This is a genomic window from Caballeronia sp. LZ035 (assembly GCF_031451175.1).
In the GTDB taxonomy this organism is placed as follows: Bacteria; Pseudomonadota; Gammaproteobacteria; order Burkholderiales; family Burkholderiaceae; genus Caballeronia.
In genome coordinates this window covers 484,281-499,690 of sequence record NZ_JARUXS010000002.1, presented here as the reverse complement: position 1 = coordinate 499,690, position 15,410 = coordinate 484,281, and the positions used below count along the sequence as shown (strand labels likewise).

12 protein-coding genes and 1 pseudogene are annotated in these 15,410 nt (G+C 61.5%); 6 read left to right on the top strand and 7 right to left on the bottom strand.

Annotated features, from left to right (window positions below; genetic code table 11):
• Positions 1 to 7: 7 nt before the first annotated feature.
• The 6 genes from QCE88_RS17840 to QCE88_RS17815 are packed head-to-tail and all read right to left on the bottom strand — an operon-like array spanning position 8 to position 5,170.
• Entirely contained in the window at positions 8 to 1,138 is a 1,131-nt protein-coding gene (locus QCE88_RS17840; RefSeq protein ID WP_309904494.1) for an LLM class flavin-dependent oxidoreductase, read from the bottom strand.
• Positions 1,139 to 1,166: 28 nt separating this feature from the next.
• A complete protein-coding gene (locus tag QCE88_RS17835) occupies positions 1,167 to 2,315 on the bottom strand; it encodes an acetyl-CoA acetyltransferase (protein ID WP_309904491.1) in 1,149 nt (382 codons plus the stop codon).
• Positions 2,312 to 2,734: an OB-fold domain-containing protein gene (locus QCE88_RS17830; RefSeq protein WP_309904488.1), complete on the bottom strand. Its 423-nt coding sequence runs from the start codon at positions 2,732 to 2,734 to the stop codon at positions 2,312 to 2,314. The genes QCE88_RS17835 and QCE88_RS17830 overlap by 4 nt, the downstream gene beginning before the upstream one ends.
• Positions 2,735 to 2,775: 41 nt before the next feature.
• Positions 2,776 to 3,330, bottom strand: a complete 555-nt coding sequence (locus tag QCE88_RS17825; RefSeq protein WP_309904486.1) for a flavin reductase family protein — start codon at positions 3,328 to 3,330, stop codon at positions 2,776 to 2,778.
• A gap of 45 nt (positions 3,331 to 3,375) precedes the next feature.
• Positions 3,376 to 4,749 carry an amidase gene (locus tag QCE88_RS17820; protein WP_309904483.1) on the bottom strand — a complete coding sequence of 458 codons (1,374 nt, stop codon included), beginning with the start codon at positions 4,747 to 4,749 and terminating at the stop codon, positions 3,376 to 3,378.
• A 34-nt stretch (positions 4,750 to 4,783) separates the two neighbouring features.
• Positions 4,784 to 5,170: a nuclear transport factor 2 family protein gene (locus QCE88_RS17815; protein ID WP_309904481.1), complete on the bottom strand. Its 387-nt coding sequence runs from the start codon at positions 5,168 to 5,170 to the stop codon at positions 4,784 to 4,786.
• Positions 5,171 to 6,320: 1,150 nt separating this feature from the next.
• On the opposite strand from QCE88_RS17815, the gene QCE88_RS17810 reads away from it, so the two are divergent.
• The 6 genes and pseudogenes from QCE88_RS17810 (at position 6,321) to QCE88_RS17785 (ending at position 14,011) form a co-directional block, all read left to right on the top strand.
• Positions 6,321 to 6,860 carry a hypothetical protein gene (locus QCE88_RS17810; protein ID WP_309904479.1) on the top strand — a complete coding sequence of 180 codons (540 nt, stop codon included), beginning with the start codon at positions 6,321 to 6,323 and terminating at the stop codon, positions 6,858 to 6,860.
• 33 nt (positions 6,861 to 6,893) lie between these two features.
• A complete protein-coding gene (locus QCE88_RS17805; RefSeq protein WP_309904477.1) occupies positions 6,894 to 10,421 on the top strand; it encodes a hypothetical protein in 3,528 nt (1,175 codons plus the stop codon).
• Positions 10,422 to 10,629: 208 nt separating this feature from the next.
• Positions 10,630 to 10,902, top strand: a pseudogene (locus tag QCE88_RS17800) (IclR family transcriptional regulator); the annotation flags it as partial.
• Positions 10,903 to 11,170: 268 nt separating this feature from the next.
• Positions 11,171 to 11,848, top strand: a complete 678-nt coding sequence (locus QCE88_RS17795) for an ATP-binding cassette domain-containing protein (protein WP_309906491.1) — start codon at positions 11,171 to 11,173, stop codon at positions 11,846 to 11,848.
• 24 nt (positions 11,849 to 11,872) lie between these two features.
• Positions 11,873 to 12,898, top strand: coding sequence for an ABC transporter permease (locus QCE88_RS17790; RefSeq protein WP_309904475.1), 1,026 nt, complete (start codon positions 11,873 to 11,875; stop codon positions 12,896 to 12,898).
• Between the two features lie 108 nt (positions 12,899 to 13,006).
• Complete coding sequence (locus tag QCE88_RS17785; RefSeq protein WP_309904474.1) at positions 13,007 to 14,011, top strand: sugar-binding protein; 1,005 nt, start codon at positions 13,007 to 13,009, stop codon at positions 14,009 to 14,011.
• A gap of 510 nt (positions 14,012 to 14,521) precedes the next feature.
• Here QCE88_RS17785 and QCE88_RS17780 read toward each other — a convergent pair.
• Positions 14,522 to 15,355 carry a helix-turn-helix transcriptional regulator gene (locus QCE88_RS17780; RefSeq protein ID WP_309906489.1) on the bottom strand — a complete coding sequence of 278 codons (834 nt, stop codon included), beginning with the start codon at positions 15,353 to 15,355 and terminating at the stop codon, positions 14,522 to 14,524.
• Between the last annotated feature and the right edge of the window lie 55 nt (positions 15,356 to 15,410).

Below are 15,410 nucleotides of genomic sequence, written 5' to 3'. Positions count from 1 at the left end.
CTGTCGGTCAGTCTTTCGGAACCTTTGCGATGACTGCGTCCGCGAAGGCCTGCAAGGAGCCGCGTTCGAGCTCGTCGCCGAAGTAGTTAATGTGATGCCAGACAAAAAACTCGTCTACTCCGTACTTTTCATGCAGACGCATGACGTCGTCGAGCACGGCCTGAGGCGAACCCGTCCACACGCGGCCCATCGGCACATGGTAGGGAGGCGCATCGTAGGCATAGTTGAAGAGTTCGATGAAACCCTCCTTCAATGCGCGCTCTTCGGCTTCGGTGCGGCCCATGACCAGATGTCCGCCGATCGCCAGCACGTCGCGCGGCGCGCTGTTGCGCCCGGCCGTGTGCGCGGCTTCCAGACAGGCGTCGAGCACGATCGGCATGAACTCCTCTTTCTCGGGCCGCACGAACGACACCATCTTTCCGCCCTCCGCTCCCCAGAAGCGCGCGGTTTCGACCGAATAGCTGAACGGCGCATAGACAGGCGGATACGGCGTCTGCAAGGGACGCGGGGTAATCCCGACCTTGCGCAGGATGCCTTCGCCATCGACCGCATCCGCGCCCCAGTCGCGCGTCGGATTGAATTCCCACGGCACCGGCTCCGGGACTTTCCAGAACTCGCCCTGGAACGAGGTCAGATCGTCCATCCACAAGGACTTCACGATCTTCCAGTTCTCGTACAGCGCCCGGCGATTGCGCTGGTCCGCTTCCGACCGGTCGGATTCCGCCGAGAGGATGTTGAGGTGCTGTCCCATCGTTGCGGTCCAGCGCGCGGTATTGCCGCGCGAGAAGCCCGCGAAGGCACGGCCGCCGGTCATCTGGTCGAGCATCGCGATATCTTCCGCGACCTTGATCGGATTCATGGCCGTCAGGTTCATGCCCAACTGGCCGACGCGCATTTTCTTCGTGTGCTGCGCGACGAAGAGATTCCACATCAACGGATTGGTCGTGGCCTCGACGCCTTCCACCTGGAAGTGATGTTCGGTCATGCAAAAGCCGTCGTAGCCGAGTTCCTCGGCGAACACCATCTGATCGCGCACCGCGTGCATCATGTGCTGGAAGCGCTGCGGATCACGTCCCGCGAGCGCGACTTGCTCGCCCCGCTGCCGCATGAAGGGGATGGCCAGCAATGTGAATTTCATTTTTCAGTCTCCGTGTTGCATTTCGAAGTCAGACGGTGGTCCCGGCGCCGAGGATCGTCGTGCACTGATGCGACAAGGTGCCCCCGTTACCATGTGCAATCGCGATCTCGGCGCCTTCGACCTGAAAGCCCCGCGCATCGCCTCGTACCTGCCGCGCCGCCTCGATCAGACAGAACAGGCCGTACATGCCCGGATGAACGCAGGACAGGCCGCCGCCGTTCGTGTTGACGGGCAATGACCCGCTCGGTCCGATCCGCCCGCCCTCGACGAACGCGCCGCCCTCGCCTTTGCGGCAAAAGCCCAGGTCTTCCAGGAACAGGATGGTGTTGATGGTGAATGCGTCGTACAGCTCGACCACATCCACCTCTTGCGGCGTGATGCCCGCCATCGCATAGGCGCGTGCGCCGCTTTCCGTGGCGGCCGTGATGGTCAGGTCCGGCATCTGCGAGATCTCGCGATGCCAGTGCGCACCCGCCACACCCAGCACATAGGCGGACTTCATGCCGCGCGCCCGCGCCCGTTCCGCCGACATCAGGATGACCGCCGCCCCGCCGTCCGACACGAGACAGCAGTCGTAGCGCGTCAGCGGATCGCAGATCATCGGCGCCGCGAGCACCGTTTCCCGCGAGAGATCCGCGCGCGAGGTGGCCTCGGGATTCAGCTGCGCCCAGCGCCGCGCCGAGACCGCCACGTCGGCCAGTTGCTCGCGCGTCGTGCCGTACTGGTGCATGTGCCGTGCTGTCGCCATGGCGTAGCCGGCCATCGGCACTGGGAGTTCGTAGAGCGCTTCGAAGCGCGGTGTCTCGATCAGACCGTTCAGGTTGCCGCTCGAGCGGGCGTTGCTGCCGTATGCGATGAGCACCGTCTCGCACAAGCCGGCGTTGATCGCGAGCGTCGCCTGCAGCACATCCGACATGAACGATGAACCGCCGACGGATTCCGAACCCGACCACTTCGGCCGGATGCCGAGATATTCCGCGGCGGACAACGAAGGCAGGAAGTGATAGAGCGTGCTCGCGCATACGCCATCGATTTCATCCAGCGTGATGCCGGCATCGTCGAGCGCCGCGCGGGTGGCCTGGGCCATCAGTTCGAGCGAACTCCAGCCCGGCACTTTGCCGAGCGCCGAATGGCCCGTGCCCACGATGGCCGTACTGCCGCGCAAGGAATCGATCACGAGCGGTCTCCTTGTGACGGTGCGAGCGGTGCGAGGGGTGTGAACGCCACGACAGGACAGTCGGGCTCGGCACTCGACCACGAACGCGCGAGGATGGTTGCCCGAACCGGCATGGCGACGGAAACGCGCTCCGGCTCGACATCGACGAGCCGCGACAAGATGCGCGGACCCTCGGCCAGATCGATCAGCGCAATCGTGTAGTCGCCGCCGCGTTCAGAGGGGCGACGCATGTGCGTGCAGGAATAGACCACGCCGTCACCGGACGCCTCGACCCATTCGAGGTCGTCCATCGTGCCGCGGGCATGCAGCGCGCGCGGATAGAACACATGGTCGTGGCTGGTGCGATGTCGCTGCAGCATGAACTTTCCCTGCTTCAGAAAAGCGAAGAATTGCGCTTCCGGTCCGAGTTCGGGATTCATGAGATGTCGTGAGATGGCGCGTGAATGCGTTAGAGGCGCGGCTAGCGGGCCACGGAAGCGGAGACGGCCCGTTGCAGGGGCAGGCCTTTGCCGTGGAATTCGCGGAATCCGTACAGGAGCGGATTACCGTTCGAAAGCAGCCGGATGCCCTGCACTTCGCCGATGAACACCGAGTGCGACGCAACGGGCACTTCCTTCAGCACGCTGCAGGACACGTTCGCCAGCGCGCCGCTCAACCATGGCAGGCCATCCTGCTCTTCCCACACGCCGCCGTTGATGAACTTCTGCTCGGCTTCGTCGGCGCTCTTGGCCGAGCGCGAGAAAACCGTGGCGACGTCCAGTTGCGAATCGGCGAGCATGTTCACCGAGAACGCGCCGCTTGCACGGATCAGTTCACAGGCGCGTGCGTTGTGGTTGATCGAGATCAGCATGGAAGGCGGCGAGTCCGACAACGAACACACGGCGGTGGCCGCCAGGCCCGCGCGCAAGCCGCCGAACTGCGACGTCACGATGGTGACGGTGGTCATGTGACGCTGGAAGCAGGCGCGAAAATCGTCCTGGATGCTCGGCGCGGTGAGGTGTTCATTGCCCATCATTTACTCTCCTTCGCAGACTCATGGCGGTGCGTGTCATCGTGGTGTTCAGAGCTCCGGGCAGGCTTCGAACGGGCCCGTGAGATCCTCGAAAAGTCTGGCAAGCCGCAGCACGCCGATATCGTCATAACGCCTGCCGACGATCTGCATGCCGATCGGAAGGCCGTCCAGGGTCTTGCCGCACGGAACTGATATGGCCGGTTGTTCCGTGAGGTTGAACAGAAAGGTGTTGCACCAGGGATCGAACAACCGTGTCTCGTCGGGCGCGGCGCGCTCCGCCGCGAATGCAGCGGTCGGCGTGGCGGGCAGGATCAGGAAGTCGGCATCATCCAGCAGCGCCATGGTCTGCTCGCGCAGCGCCAGGAGCGCCTGCATCGCGTCTATCACGGACTCGGCGGACTCGCCGGCGCTGGCGCGCGTCCATTCGTACAACAAGGGAGACAGCGGCTGCCGCTCGGGTGCGTGCTTGTTCAATTCCGCAAAACAGCGCGCGCGATAGAACTGCTCCGCGGCCTCGACCTGTTCATGCGCAAAGCGCGCGGGCCGTTCCTCGATCGAGGCGATGCCCGCATGCTCCAGCCGCCGGGCCGCTGCCCGGACCGCCTCCACCACTTCGGCATAGGGACGCAGGCCGAAGCCCAGATCGGTCACGAGATGGATGCGGACGTGATCGGGCGGTTGCGTCGACGCTTCACGATAAGACTGTCCCGCCGGCGGCAACGCGGTGAAGTCGCGCGCGTCGGGCCGGGCGATGCAATCGAGCATGAGCGCGACGTCCGCCACGCTCCGTGCCAGGGGTCCGGCAACGAGCGCTGGGCTAACCGGCGGGTAATAGGGAACCCGACCATACGAGGGCTTCAGTCCGACGAGTCCGCAAAAGGAAGCCGGCAGCCGGATGGAGCCGACGATGTCGGTGCCGAGGGCGAGCGGATGCAGGCCCGCTGCCACAGCCGCCGCGGCGCCAGAACTCGATGCGCCCGCTGATCTCGACAGGTTCCACGGATTGCGCGTGACGCCGAAGCGGGAACTGACGCTCCCCGCGATGATCCCGTAGTCGCACATAGTGTTCTTGCCGAGCAGGATGGCGCCGGACTCACGCATCCGCGCGACGGCCGGGGCCTCGAACGACGGATAGATGCCTTCATCGGCCACGCAAGCCGATCCGCGATAGCCCGGCATGCCGGCGACGGGCAGCGCATCCTTCACTGTCGTGGGAATGCCGTCCAGCGGACCGAGCGGTGCGCCGCGCAGCCATCTTGCTTCCGAGGCGCGGGCCGTATCGAGCGCTTCTTCCGCGGTCAGCCAGTAGATCGCGTTGATGCGCGGATTGAGCCGCTCGATACGCGCAAGCGCGGCCCGCGTCACCTCGACCGGCGACAGATGCTTCCGGCGATACGCGTCCACCAGATCGGTAGCAGACAAGAAAGCAAGTTCGTCGTTCATTCGATGACCCGCCTCATCCCTGAACGACGTTCTTGCGATACGAGTCCTTGACCCGGATGCGCCCGCCCTTGAACTGGAACAGATCGCATCCGCGTGCCTCGACGCGGGTTCCGTCGGCTTTCGTGCCGGTGAAGGTCCAGTAGGAAACACCGCGGTCGCCATCGACGAAATGCCGCGCATCGTTCCAACGCGCATCGGGAAAGGTTTCCCAGATGGCCGCGTAGCTACGGCGGACCGCGTCGCGTCCTTCATGGCGTTGGCCGAACGCATGCGGTCCCGCCGAGGTGTCGAACACGCAGTCGTCGGTCATGAAGCTCATCAATGCGTCGGCATCGTGGGCGTTCCACGCAGTTGCGAAGGCCTCAAGCATCTGGATCGATGCGCCGGATTCGTTGCTCATCTTTTTCCGCTCCTGTTACGCCGCATGACCGGTTGCCGCCTTTCCGGCGATTTCCCATCATCTCGGCTACATTTTTGTTGAACGTATAACAAGGATATTGCCGCGTTTAAGACCTGTCAACTGTGTCAATAAAAGCAGACGATGCGAGAGAGCAAGCCTTTCAGGGGTGGCGAGAAGAAATCAGGCATTCATGCGCGAGCGCGGCGGTCGAGGGTGCGGCGAGCCATCGGGCGATGCGTGACGCACTTTCCAACTCGCGAACAAATCACGAGAGTAGCGAGCTTCGCTGCGTGGCAAGCGACGGCCTGGGGTGAACTTGCGCACATGGGACGCCGCTCAGTTGTTGCACAGCACGCTAACGGTGAAAGCTCGCTCAGGCGGACTTGTTCACGGTGAGTTGTTCACGCCCGGAAGAGCCGTTTGAATGGCTGCTTCCTTCTGCAGACGCCGAGAGCTCGTGGCTGAAACATCATTACGTCGACTGACGCACCTCATCAAACTGAGACACGGTCCAATCCGATTGCAATCGTCCCGCTGCAAACATCGCAACGTCTGGCGTGCAATGGCTCTACACGGACGTCTCCGTCATGCCCGCGGACGTGACGGGAGCAGCAATTGCGGATAGGTCGACGCCTTGCCCGAACCACCAGCGCTCAAGCCGCTGTCCGCTTTTGAACGGGCACCAGGACGACGATTTATTGGATGAGGGAGCGCACATCCTTCGTGTACGGGCTTGTCAGCAAGGTACATGCGCGCCGATCTCGCTGAATCCAAAGAGAGGCCCGACGTGCCTTGCAACGAAGTTCTGGCACGAGAACCGGAGAAACCGCGAACGCACACACTACGGCACCTGGAGCGCGAGTGGCTTGTCTGGATTCTCGAAGTGGCAGCTACTGAATCGCACTAAGCGCTCGCGATCGATCATCCGTACGCTCGCCACCACTCGACGAACTCTTATGCCGTCGCGCGCCGCGCCATGTGGATGAGCGCAGGCGGCGTCCGGCGAGATCAGCTTGAAAGCGTGCGCACACCGACTACACTCAGAACAGTTCAGTCGGGCGTAAATGAGCAGCAGGATCGTCAACGTGCTTCGGCGCGCCGATACTGGCACACGGCTTCCAGAGGCCATGACGCGGGAGGAATTGCTGCTGTGCTTCCCCTCGAAGATCCACATTCGAACCCGCACTTCGAAACTCGCCCACTTTTTACCGCCCTAGCGGCGCTGGTTTTTTGGTTCGTGAACTTGGCGCGCGCCGCGAATGCCGATGGGTCCGCTGCGTCCTCGGGGGCATCGGCGGCTGTGTCCGCTTCCAGCGAGTGCGCGAATTGCACCGCTGTCGTCATCGCCGATTGGGGGCTGCGCATTGGCGTAACTGTCGTTGTAATGCTCGTGGCCCTCGGATTCGCCGTCGTCGCACTGTGGTGTATCGGCCGAACACTCGGCGATCCGAAAGCGCTCTTCGGCCTGCGCCGGCATTGGGGCGGTTTCGGCGGCGCGTCGACCGGTTGGTATCTCTCTCCAGGACTCGTGCGGCTTCTGCTGGGGACGGTGCTGGCTGTGCTGGCTGGACTTCTTGCTCTTACAACCATAGAGGCCGTGTTCGGTCTGAAGAAACCGGATGCTGGCATACCAGCGGCGACGAAAACGCAACCCGCGTCTGGCGCCACGGCAGGCAAGACCGACAAGTAAGCGAGGCGCGTGATGCCGATTCGGATGCACGTCGTGATCGACCCTCTCAATCCGGCGAACATGGCATCCACACGACCAGCTCAGTCGCCCGCGCGCCGGATCCTCGAGTACGAACTCATGCGTTACTGCGAAGGACAGATACGCGGCTGTTCGTTTCTCATCGCAGGACATCGCGGCGCAGGAAAGACAACCATGGTCGCGGATGTCATCGATGAAGCGATCAGCAACGCTAACGCGGGGAAGACGCGTCTTCGTCCTTTGCCGGTCTTCCTGCACGGGCCGAGCCTATTTCTCGACATCAATGAACTCGCCGACGACGGCGCTGCGAATGCAGATTCGACGGCACCGATGGCTGCGGACTCCGCCTCTCCCACCTCTCCTGCCTCAACAGCCGAACAGGTCGCAAGAATGGTAATTGACGCGTTTGCGAAAAAGGAGCCGGAAAGAAAAGCTGATCCAGACGACAAACCCGACACCCTCGAAGCTCGTGCAAGGCGTTCGCTCGAGCAGGTGGTCCTGTGCCTGCATCGCTCAGTCATGGAAGAATACGCTAGCAGCTACCGACGCTACGTGCAGACAATGCTCAAGGACGGTACGCAAGAACCCGTGCAGGCCGATGATGCCGACATGATCCTGCTGCACGAACAGGCCGACTGGCTCGAACTGGCAGCGCAGTTCGAGATTGAGTTAATGGAAAATCCGCCCGCAGTGCGCTTGCGGCAGTTCTACGCATGTATTGGCGCACTCAGATCAGGCGTGTTGCGGGCGCCAGGTCAGCCCGGCGGTGACACCTCGCCTCCCGATCAGGGCGCACGTGAACTCGTGGCGCTTAATGGCATTTGCACAGCGCACCAGCGCGTGTCAGGCGAGTTGAGCGAACGCAAGCGCGAATCGTCAGGCGAGACGAGCGAAACCCGCAGCCAGGCGCAGAGCGGCTGGGAGGGCAGCGAAGTGCTGAAGCCGCTCGCGGCTGTCCTGTCCGGCGCGGTGGTGGGCGGGGGCGCCGCGGTCGGCTTGCGGGACGCATGGACCGCTGTCCTGCTCGGCATCATCACGTCGCTGGGCGCGGCGTGGGCGCTTAAATATTCCTCGACCACGATGAAGCGTCACGAACGTGAACTGGACTTGACCTTCATCCCTAATCTCAAGTCTGAAACACTCGACCGTGTACTTCCTACGCTGCTGCGCAGGTTGACGAGCGCAGGACTCGCGCCGATTCTGATTATCGATGAACTGGACAAATTGGGTGAACTATCGTGGCGGATGGAAGCTATCGTTCGTTATCTCAAGAAACTGATGACAGAGAACGTGTTTTCCTGCTTTCTGACTGACCGCAGCTATCTGGAATTCCTGTCGATGGGAGAACGCGAACAAGCCTACAGCAAAACCTACTCGTATTTTTCGCATTCGCTTTTCGTCTTTCAATTGCCAAGTGATCTTGACGTGTACATGACCCGGCTTTTCGATACGTCCGGTGATATCTCCGCGCAAATCGACGCCGAACTGCTTAAGTGGATTTTGCGTCACCGTTCAGACATGCACGTGCTTGAACTGAGCCGCGAGCTTGCCAAGTTGCGCACTAGTGACCGTGCAATCGTCTTTCACGGGGATTTGCGTAGCTCGGAATCCTATACTGTCGATCTAACCTTCCAAGTGGCAATCGAGTACACGATGACTCGCCCTGCCGTTGTAAATTGGCTGGCGCTGCGGCCCAAGATGCGGCTCACGTTGTTCGACGCACTCTATTACATATCGCGCCGCTGGCGGACCGGCATCGATGATCTCGATCTCGGTGATGTCGGGAAGTACGCGTTCTTCGCAGATCTTCGTTCCCGAATGAACCTGAAAGAGGTGGCGAAGCGAAGTCGAGACCCTGCGAAGATCGGCGGGTTTGTGCACGATCCCTTGATGGACCATGATAAGTCAGCGTTGCTCGACTTCGTTCGCATACTCGCTCAGGACTTGGTGTCGCCACATCCTGACTTCATGACGGGTTGGGTCGACGCGGCGAAGGCGCCACCTGGTGTTGTCGTTCCGACAAGCGAGGTGCTTCAGTCTGTGCGCCATGGCCGCAATGCTGTACTCGAAAGAAATTCGGCAGAGCACACCTATCGTTTCCGGAACGCACCGCCGCCCCCCATCACCGACTCGCCTGACAGGGCGATACCTGGTTTTGGTTCAGGGATCGAGAATACAACAGGCGGACAGGCCGGGAGCACTCAGTCGACACCTGACGCTCAGGCCAAACAGGTCCAGCAGATTGGGGTATCCGCAGAACCTTTCATCGAATACCTCGAAACGCACGGGCGCGCGCTCTTTCCATACGTGATTGGCTCCGATTCCGGGAGCGGCGACGTCTATCAAGTGCTCTCCGATCGCCTCGGGTTACTGCCCAGCACGCCTGGATGGAACCATGTCCAACGGGCCATCAATCACCTGAAGCAGACAAACTACACTGGCTTAAGTGTGGAAGAGTTATCCAACGATCTCAATGATTTGCAAACCTTCAAGGCAAACGTCCAAGAATGGTTCCCCTTGATCTGCACGGCGCAGGGAATTGCGGCCGGTCTAGAAGAGTGCCGCGTCGAGGATTCTGTCGCCAACGTCCGTACTCTTGACCATACGTCCGAGACGATTGACGTTCACCGCGGCCTTCTGGCACTCTCAACCGGCCTGAAATTCCGCGATGGCAAATCGACGGCTGTGGCGCTTCGACTTGGCACCTTTCAGGCAGACCTTGTCGCGCGGTTTGGAAACCTGAGCGTACTCGCGGCGCCGCCTGCGGTAAGCGCGGACGACCCTCTCGACTATATGAAGCGATACTGTCGCATCTGTCGCAAGCTAGGCAGACGACGGCTCGTCAACAATCCTGCTTGGCCAAGCCTCATTCAGCGTGCATGGCAGAACTTTGTCATTGGCGCCAATGGCGAGCCACTGAGCGACAACGATCGGCCTGCACTGTTCGAGCTTGTCTGCTGCGCGGCGGCCGGGTTCGGGCCGGGGCGCTACTTCCAACGCAATCCCGTGTCCGTCCCCTTGGAAGACTGGACCACCTTCATTGTTCAAGCGATGAACATGAATGCGGCTGATCAGATGTTCTCTGAAACGTCCGTGCCTCCCCACCTATTTTTCTTTGCCTTGCGGATGCTTGGCTTCCATCTGATGGCAAGGGCCCAGATCGCACCTGCGCTAGTCGAGTGGAGTGAAAGGCATAAGCTTCTGTTTATGGATGACGAGCGGCTTCGCGCGATTCTCCCAGCACGCTCCCCAATGGATACTTCCACGAAGGAGGTCGTCGTCGTCGTGCGCACCGTGCCGCACTCCAACACGCTTGAATGGACGCGTCCGCAGCGTCTTGAAACGTTGATCGTCGTAACGGAAGACAGCCTCTTGAACACCGTGCGTTCGATGTTGCCATTCGTCGGTGCTGGTTTGGCCATCTGCTTGAGATGGGAAGGCGTGGTGAGGGAACGCTATAGCCAGGAAATTCAAGCGCTGCTTGCCAAAGCGAGGATTGACGGCAACGTTCGCGCAAAATTCGTCCGAAACGAGTCTCTGTAAAAATGGGCAGGGAACGGATCGAGCGTCAGCGAACGTCCGTCGTCGACGCGGTCAGTCGCTGAACGCCCCTCTTCTTCGAGGGAGAGAGGCCGATCTTGGCCGAACTCGCTCATCGACACGATCCTCTTGCTTGGCGTTACGCTCAGGGCGATCTCGCCGTACCGGGCGTATAAGGATTGATCGGCTTTTTGGTGAGGCAGTGAGCTGAGCACGGCCGTTCAACATCAGCTCGGATATCGGCGTGCGCATCGATTTCGATGAATTCATGCATGATGTGCAGCACGCGAAAGCGCTGGGCTATTGCTGCACGGAAGGCCTGTCCAATGCATTCCGGCTCTGCATGGCCGCGCCCGTGCGCGACCGCGCGGGCGTGCCGATCGCCGCGCTGTGCTTCATGACGGGCCGCGACACGGATCCCGAACGCCGTCAGTCGATGCTGGACGATCTGCTGCAATCGGCGCAGGCGCTTGCGCCGCGTTGAGGAGACTGTAAGGCTCGCGCTGCTGGCGTCAGGCCTGTAAGGTGCGAGTCAGGCCACACCGCCTTTGCAAGGCTGCCGGGCCTCGGGAAAGCGCTGAGTGAAAGTGCCTTGCTAAAAGGGGCGCCATGCTCTAAAAAATTAGTCAGCGAATCCAACCGTCGCCCGCGCAGAAGCAAGGACGACTCCACAGCGAGCCCGTCCGTCCATGAGTCTTCTCGAACTCAAGGAGGTTTCGAAGCACTTCGGCGCGATACAGGCCTTGACCGACGTGACCTTCAGCCTGGAGCCGGGCGAGGTGGTGGGTCTGATGGGCGACAACGGGGCCGGCAAATCGACACTCGTGAAAATCATCGCGGGGAATTTCCCGCCATCGCACGGCGAGATCCGCATGGGCGGCAAGCCCGTGCATTTCAGCAAGCCCGTCGATGCGCGCGCCCAGGGCATCGAGGTCGTCTATCAGGACCTGGCGCTGTGCGACAACCTGACGGCCGCCGCCAATGTCTTCCTGGGCCGGGAACCGCGCATCGGCTTCTGGCCTTTCCGTGTCCTTGATCACGCCACCATGTACCGGCGGGCCGGCGAACTCTTTCGCGAATTGAAATCCGAAACGCGCCCCCGCGATCTCGTGCGGCAGATGTCCGGTGGTCAACGCCAGGCCGTGGCGATCGCGCGCACGCGTCTGTCGGAAGCGCGGCTCGTCATCATGGATGAACCGACCGCTGCAATCAGCGTGCGTCAGGTGGCCGAGGTACTCGACCTCATCCACCGGCTGTCCGAGCATCGCATCGCAGTCATTCTGATCAGCCACCGCATGCCGGACGTGTTCGCCGTCGCGCAGCGCGTGGTCGTCATGCGGCGCGGCCGCAAGGTGTCCGACAAGACGACGGCAAACACGTCGCCGGAAGAAGTGACCGGTCTCATTACCGGAGCCATCGCCGTCGCCTGACTCTTCACCGCCTGGAGACCTGACTTGAAGGATGCCCAACAGAGGCCGAACCCGTTGCCGGTCGTGCTCGATGATCCGCAGTCAGCGAGGACGCATACGCGCTGGTCCGGCATGCTCGCAAGCCAGGTGTTCTGGGTGGTGCTCGCGACGGTGGTCGCCTGCATCGTTCTGTCGCTGGCGACCTCGACCTTCGCCACGTCGCAAAACCTGTTCAACGTCACCCGCAACTTCGCGTTCGTCGCCATCGTCGCGCTGGGCATGATGGCGGTGATCGTCACGGGCGGCATCGACATCTCGGTCGGTTCGACCATCGGCCTCAGCGGCGTCGTGCTGTCGGTCGTCATGAACGCCGGCTATCCGCTCTGGGCCGGCATCGGCATGGGCCTGCTGACCGCGGGCCTCGTCGGCCTGGTGAACGGCGTCCTGATTGCCTATCTGAACATGCAGCCCTTCGTTGTGACGCTGGGCATGCTGAGTGTCGGCCGCAGTCTCGCACTCGTCATTTCAGGCAGCCGCACCATCTTCGATTTCGGTCCCGATGGCAGCAAGCTGCTTGCGCTCGGCGGCGGATCGACGCTCGGTGTTGCCAATCCGGTCTGGTTTCTCGTCGTGCTCGCGCTGCTGTTCTGGTTTGCCTTCGGCTGGACCCGATGGGGCCGTTACGTCTTCGCCGTCGGTGGCAATCGCCACGCGGCGAATCTGACTGGCGTTCCGGTGCGCCGTGTGATCTGCTCCGTGTACGTGCTGGCCGGCCTGATGGCGGGCGTCGCTGCGATCCTCGAGGTCGGCTGGCTCGGCGCGGTGACGACGGGTCTCGGCACGGGCGACGAACTGCGCGTGATTGCCGCCACCGTGATCGGCGGCACGAATCTGATGGGCGGCATGGGGAGCGCATTCGGCACGGTCGTCGGTGCGGCGTTGATCGAGGTCATCCGCAACAGCCTGATCCTGCTTGGTGTCGACTCGTTCTGGCAGGGAACGGTGGTTGGATCCTTCATCATCGTCGCCGTGCTCTTCAACCGGCTCGGCGGCGATAGGCAGACAGACTGACAGACTTTGGGTGCACCGGCTGCGCGAGCGCTGGTGCGCGTGTGCGGGAAGGCAATCGTGCGGGGCAGACATGGGCGCCGCCAGACCGGTGTCTTACTGGAGACGAAAATGAACACGAAAATGAAGAAAGCATGGATGTACCTTGCTGCGCTCAGCGGCCTTGCGATGCTGGCCTCACCCGTCTATGCGGCGGACAAGACGCTGGCCCTGGTGGTGAAGGGGCTGGACAACCCTTACTTCGACCTCATGCATCAAGGCTGCGAGCGGGCCAACAAGGAGCTCAAGAAGCAGGGCTACACGTGCTACTACACGGGTCCTGCGACGGCCGCCGACGAAAGTGCGGAAGTGCAGATCATTGACGACTTGTTGACGAAGGGCGTGGCTGCGATTGCGATCTCGCCTTCGAATGCGCCCGCGATTGCCGAAGTGATCCGCCGGCGCGGCACCAAGATTCCGATCATTACTGCGGATGCGGATTTGCTGCCGAAGGACCAGTCGTTGCGCAAGAGCTATGTCGGCACGGACAACTATGACTTGGGGGTGAAGCTCGGCGAACAACTGAAAACGCTGATGCCGAAGGGCGGAAAAATCTGCCTGGTGATGGGCAACCCGGCTGCTGAGAACATCAATCAACGGGCACAGGGGACGCGCGATGCGTTGGCTGGCAAGAAAGGCGTTGCGAAGCTTGCGGGCGAGAATGGCTGGAACGAGATCAGTGCTTGCCCGCTTTATGTGAATGACGATGCGGCGAAAGCGAACCAGATGATGCAGGACACGCTGACGGCGAACGCCAGCGGTCTTGATGCGTTCGTGCTGGAAGGTGGCTGGCCGCTGTTTGCGCCGCAGGCGTATTCGCAAGTGGTTGCGCCGATCATGGACAAGATCCAGAGCGGCAAGTTTGTGATCGTGTCCGCCGATACGCTTGCGCCTGAACTGCAGGCGCTGAAGGATCACAAGGTGAATGTGCTGGTGGGACAGCGTCCGGAGGAGATGGGTTATCAGGCGGCGATGGTGATGCGCGACCTTGCGGAGGGCAAGACGGTCAAGCCGATCGTGCACACCGGGCTTGACACGTGTACGTGGAAGAATGCGGACACCTGCCTGAAACATTGACGTTGGGCTAGCTAAAGACGGCGCATCGACAGAAGCATGGGTTCTGTTGGTGCTGACCGTCCGCAGTCGAAGCGCGACCCTACCTGATTGACCGGTCGGCGGCGCGCAGCGCTGCGCCGGAGCGTGGAGGGGCTGCACCAGTCAGTTCGATGGTGCGATGTCACGGTGGGTCCGCGATCCAAGCCCGGTTAGGCCTATGAGGGCACTCGCTAGTGCCGTGCCAGTCTGGTGTTTCTGTGTCGCGCTGCCAAGTGGTCCTTGGGCGGGAAGAAAAGCTGCTTTCTTTGGTGACTTTCTTTGCAGCCGCAAAGAAAGTTACCCCCGCCCCGGGGAGGGGCAGTGCAAGCAGACCGACGTGATAACAGGAAGTCCATGGAAGTGCATGGCAACCACAAGCAACCACGCGAAGGCCGAGAGCGAAGCCCCCCGCCCCGGGGAGGGGCAGTGCCAGCAAACCGACGCGAACACAGGAAGTCCATGAAAGCGCTGGCGGAAGGAAACCTTCAGCGCTCACCCACGAGCGCTCAACTCCTGATGGAGCCGTTCAGTTTCAGCATCGACCGGCAGCATGCACTCCAGCCTTAACTCCTGCCCGGCGACGGTTTGCGGTGTTCCAACCGTGGTGACCATCGAAAAGAAGCGCAGTGTCTGACCATCTTTGGTCAGTGCAAGCGGCACGACGGGCGACGTCATCACCGACTCGAGACCTCTTGGATTCTTCCATTCCGCAGGCACGCCGGGATAGGCAAGCAAACTCTCGATCAACTCGAGTGTCTGCTCATCCACATGCCGCCCAACCGCCTCGCGATACACGCGCTGAATCAGGCTGATCGCAAGATCATTCCATCCCGCGATGTGCGGCCGCAGCCGGGCAGGATCGAAGATAGCGTGCAGTATGTTATGCGGCTCTCCCCACGCCGAGAAATCCGTGAAACAGTTGAACAGGCGCGGTAACGCATCGTTGGTCATGAGCACGTTCCAGTACCGGTCCATGACCACAGCCGGATACGGTTCCGCGTAATGCAGCATGCGCTTCAGCGCCGTCGTCACGCCCATCATGTCCTCGTCCTCCCACGTGCCCTCTGTGTACATCGGCGCAAAACCCGCCGAGAGCAACAGGCCGTTGCGATCCCTCAAGGGAATATCGAGCGATTCAGCGAGATCCAGAAGCGTTTGCCGACCCGGTGAACTCCGGCCGCTTTCGATAAAGCTGATATGCCGCTGCGACACTCCGCTCATCAGCGACAGGCTTAGCTGCGTGCATCGACGCACATCGCGCCAGTAGCGGAGCAACTCGCCCGTGCCCAGACGGGTATTTCTGGATGCCGGATTCGCTTCGACCATCTTGATCTCACTCTGCAATTGATTGCGCCTCGATTACCCGCCGGGTAATTGAGAG

Excerpts from the sequence above, each read along its gene's own strand:
- QCE88_RS17840 (WP_309904494.1), bottom strand. The coding sequence starts at position 1,138 with ATGAAATTCACATTGCTGGCCATCCCCTTCATGCGGCAGCGGGGCGAG.
- QCE88_RS17830 (WP_309904488.1), bottom strand. The coding sequence starts at position 2,734 with ATGAATCCCGAACTCGGACCGGAAGCGCAATTCTTCGCTTTTCTGAAG.
- QCE88_RS17825 (WP_309904486.1), bottom strand. The coding sequence starts at position 3,330 with ATGATGGGCAATGAACACCTCACCGCGCCGAGCATCCAGGACGATTTT.
- QCE88_RS17815 (WP_309904481.1), bottom strand. The coding sequence starts at position 5,170 with ATGAGCAACGAATCCGGCGCATCGATCCAGATGCTTGAGGCCTTCGCA.
- QCE88_RS17785 (WP_309904474.1), top strand. The coding sequence starts at position 13,007 with ATGAACACGAAAATGAAGAAAGCATGGATGTACCTTGCTGCGCTCAGC.
- QCE88_RS17780 (WP_309906489.1), bottom strand. The coding sequence starts at position 15,355 with ATGGTCGAAGCGAATCCGGCATCCAGAAATACCCGTCTGGGCACGGGC.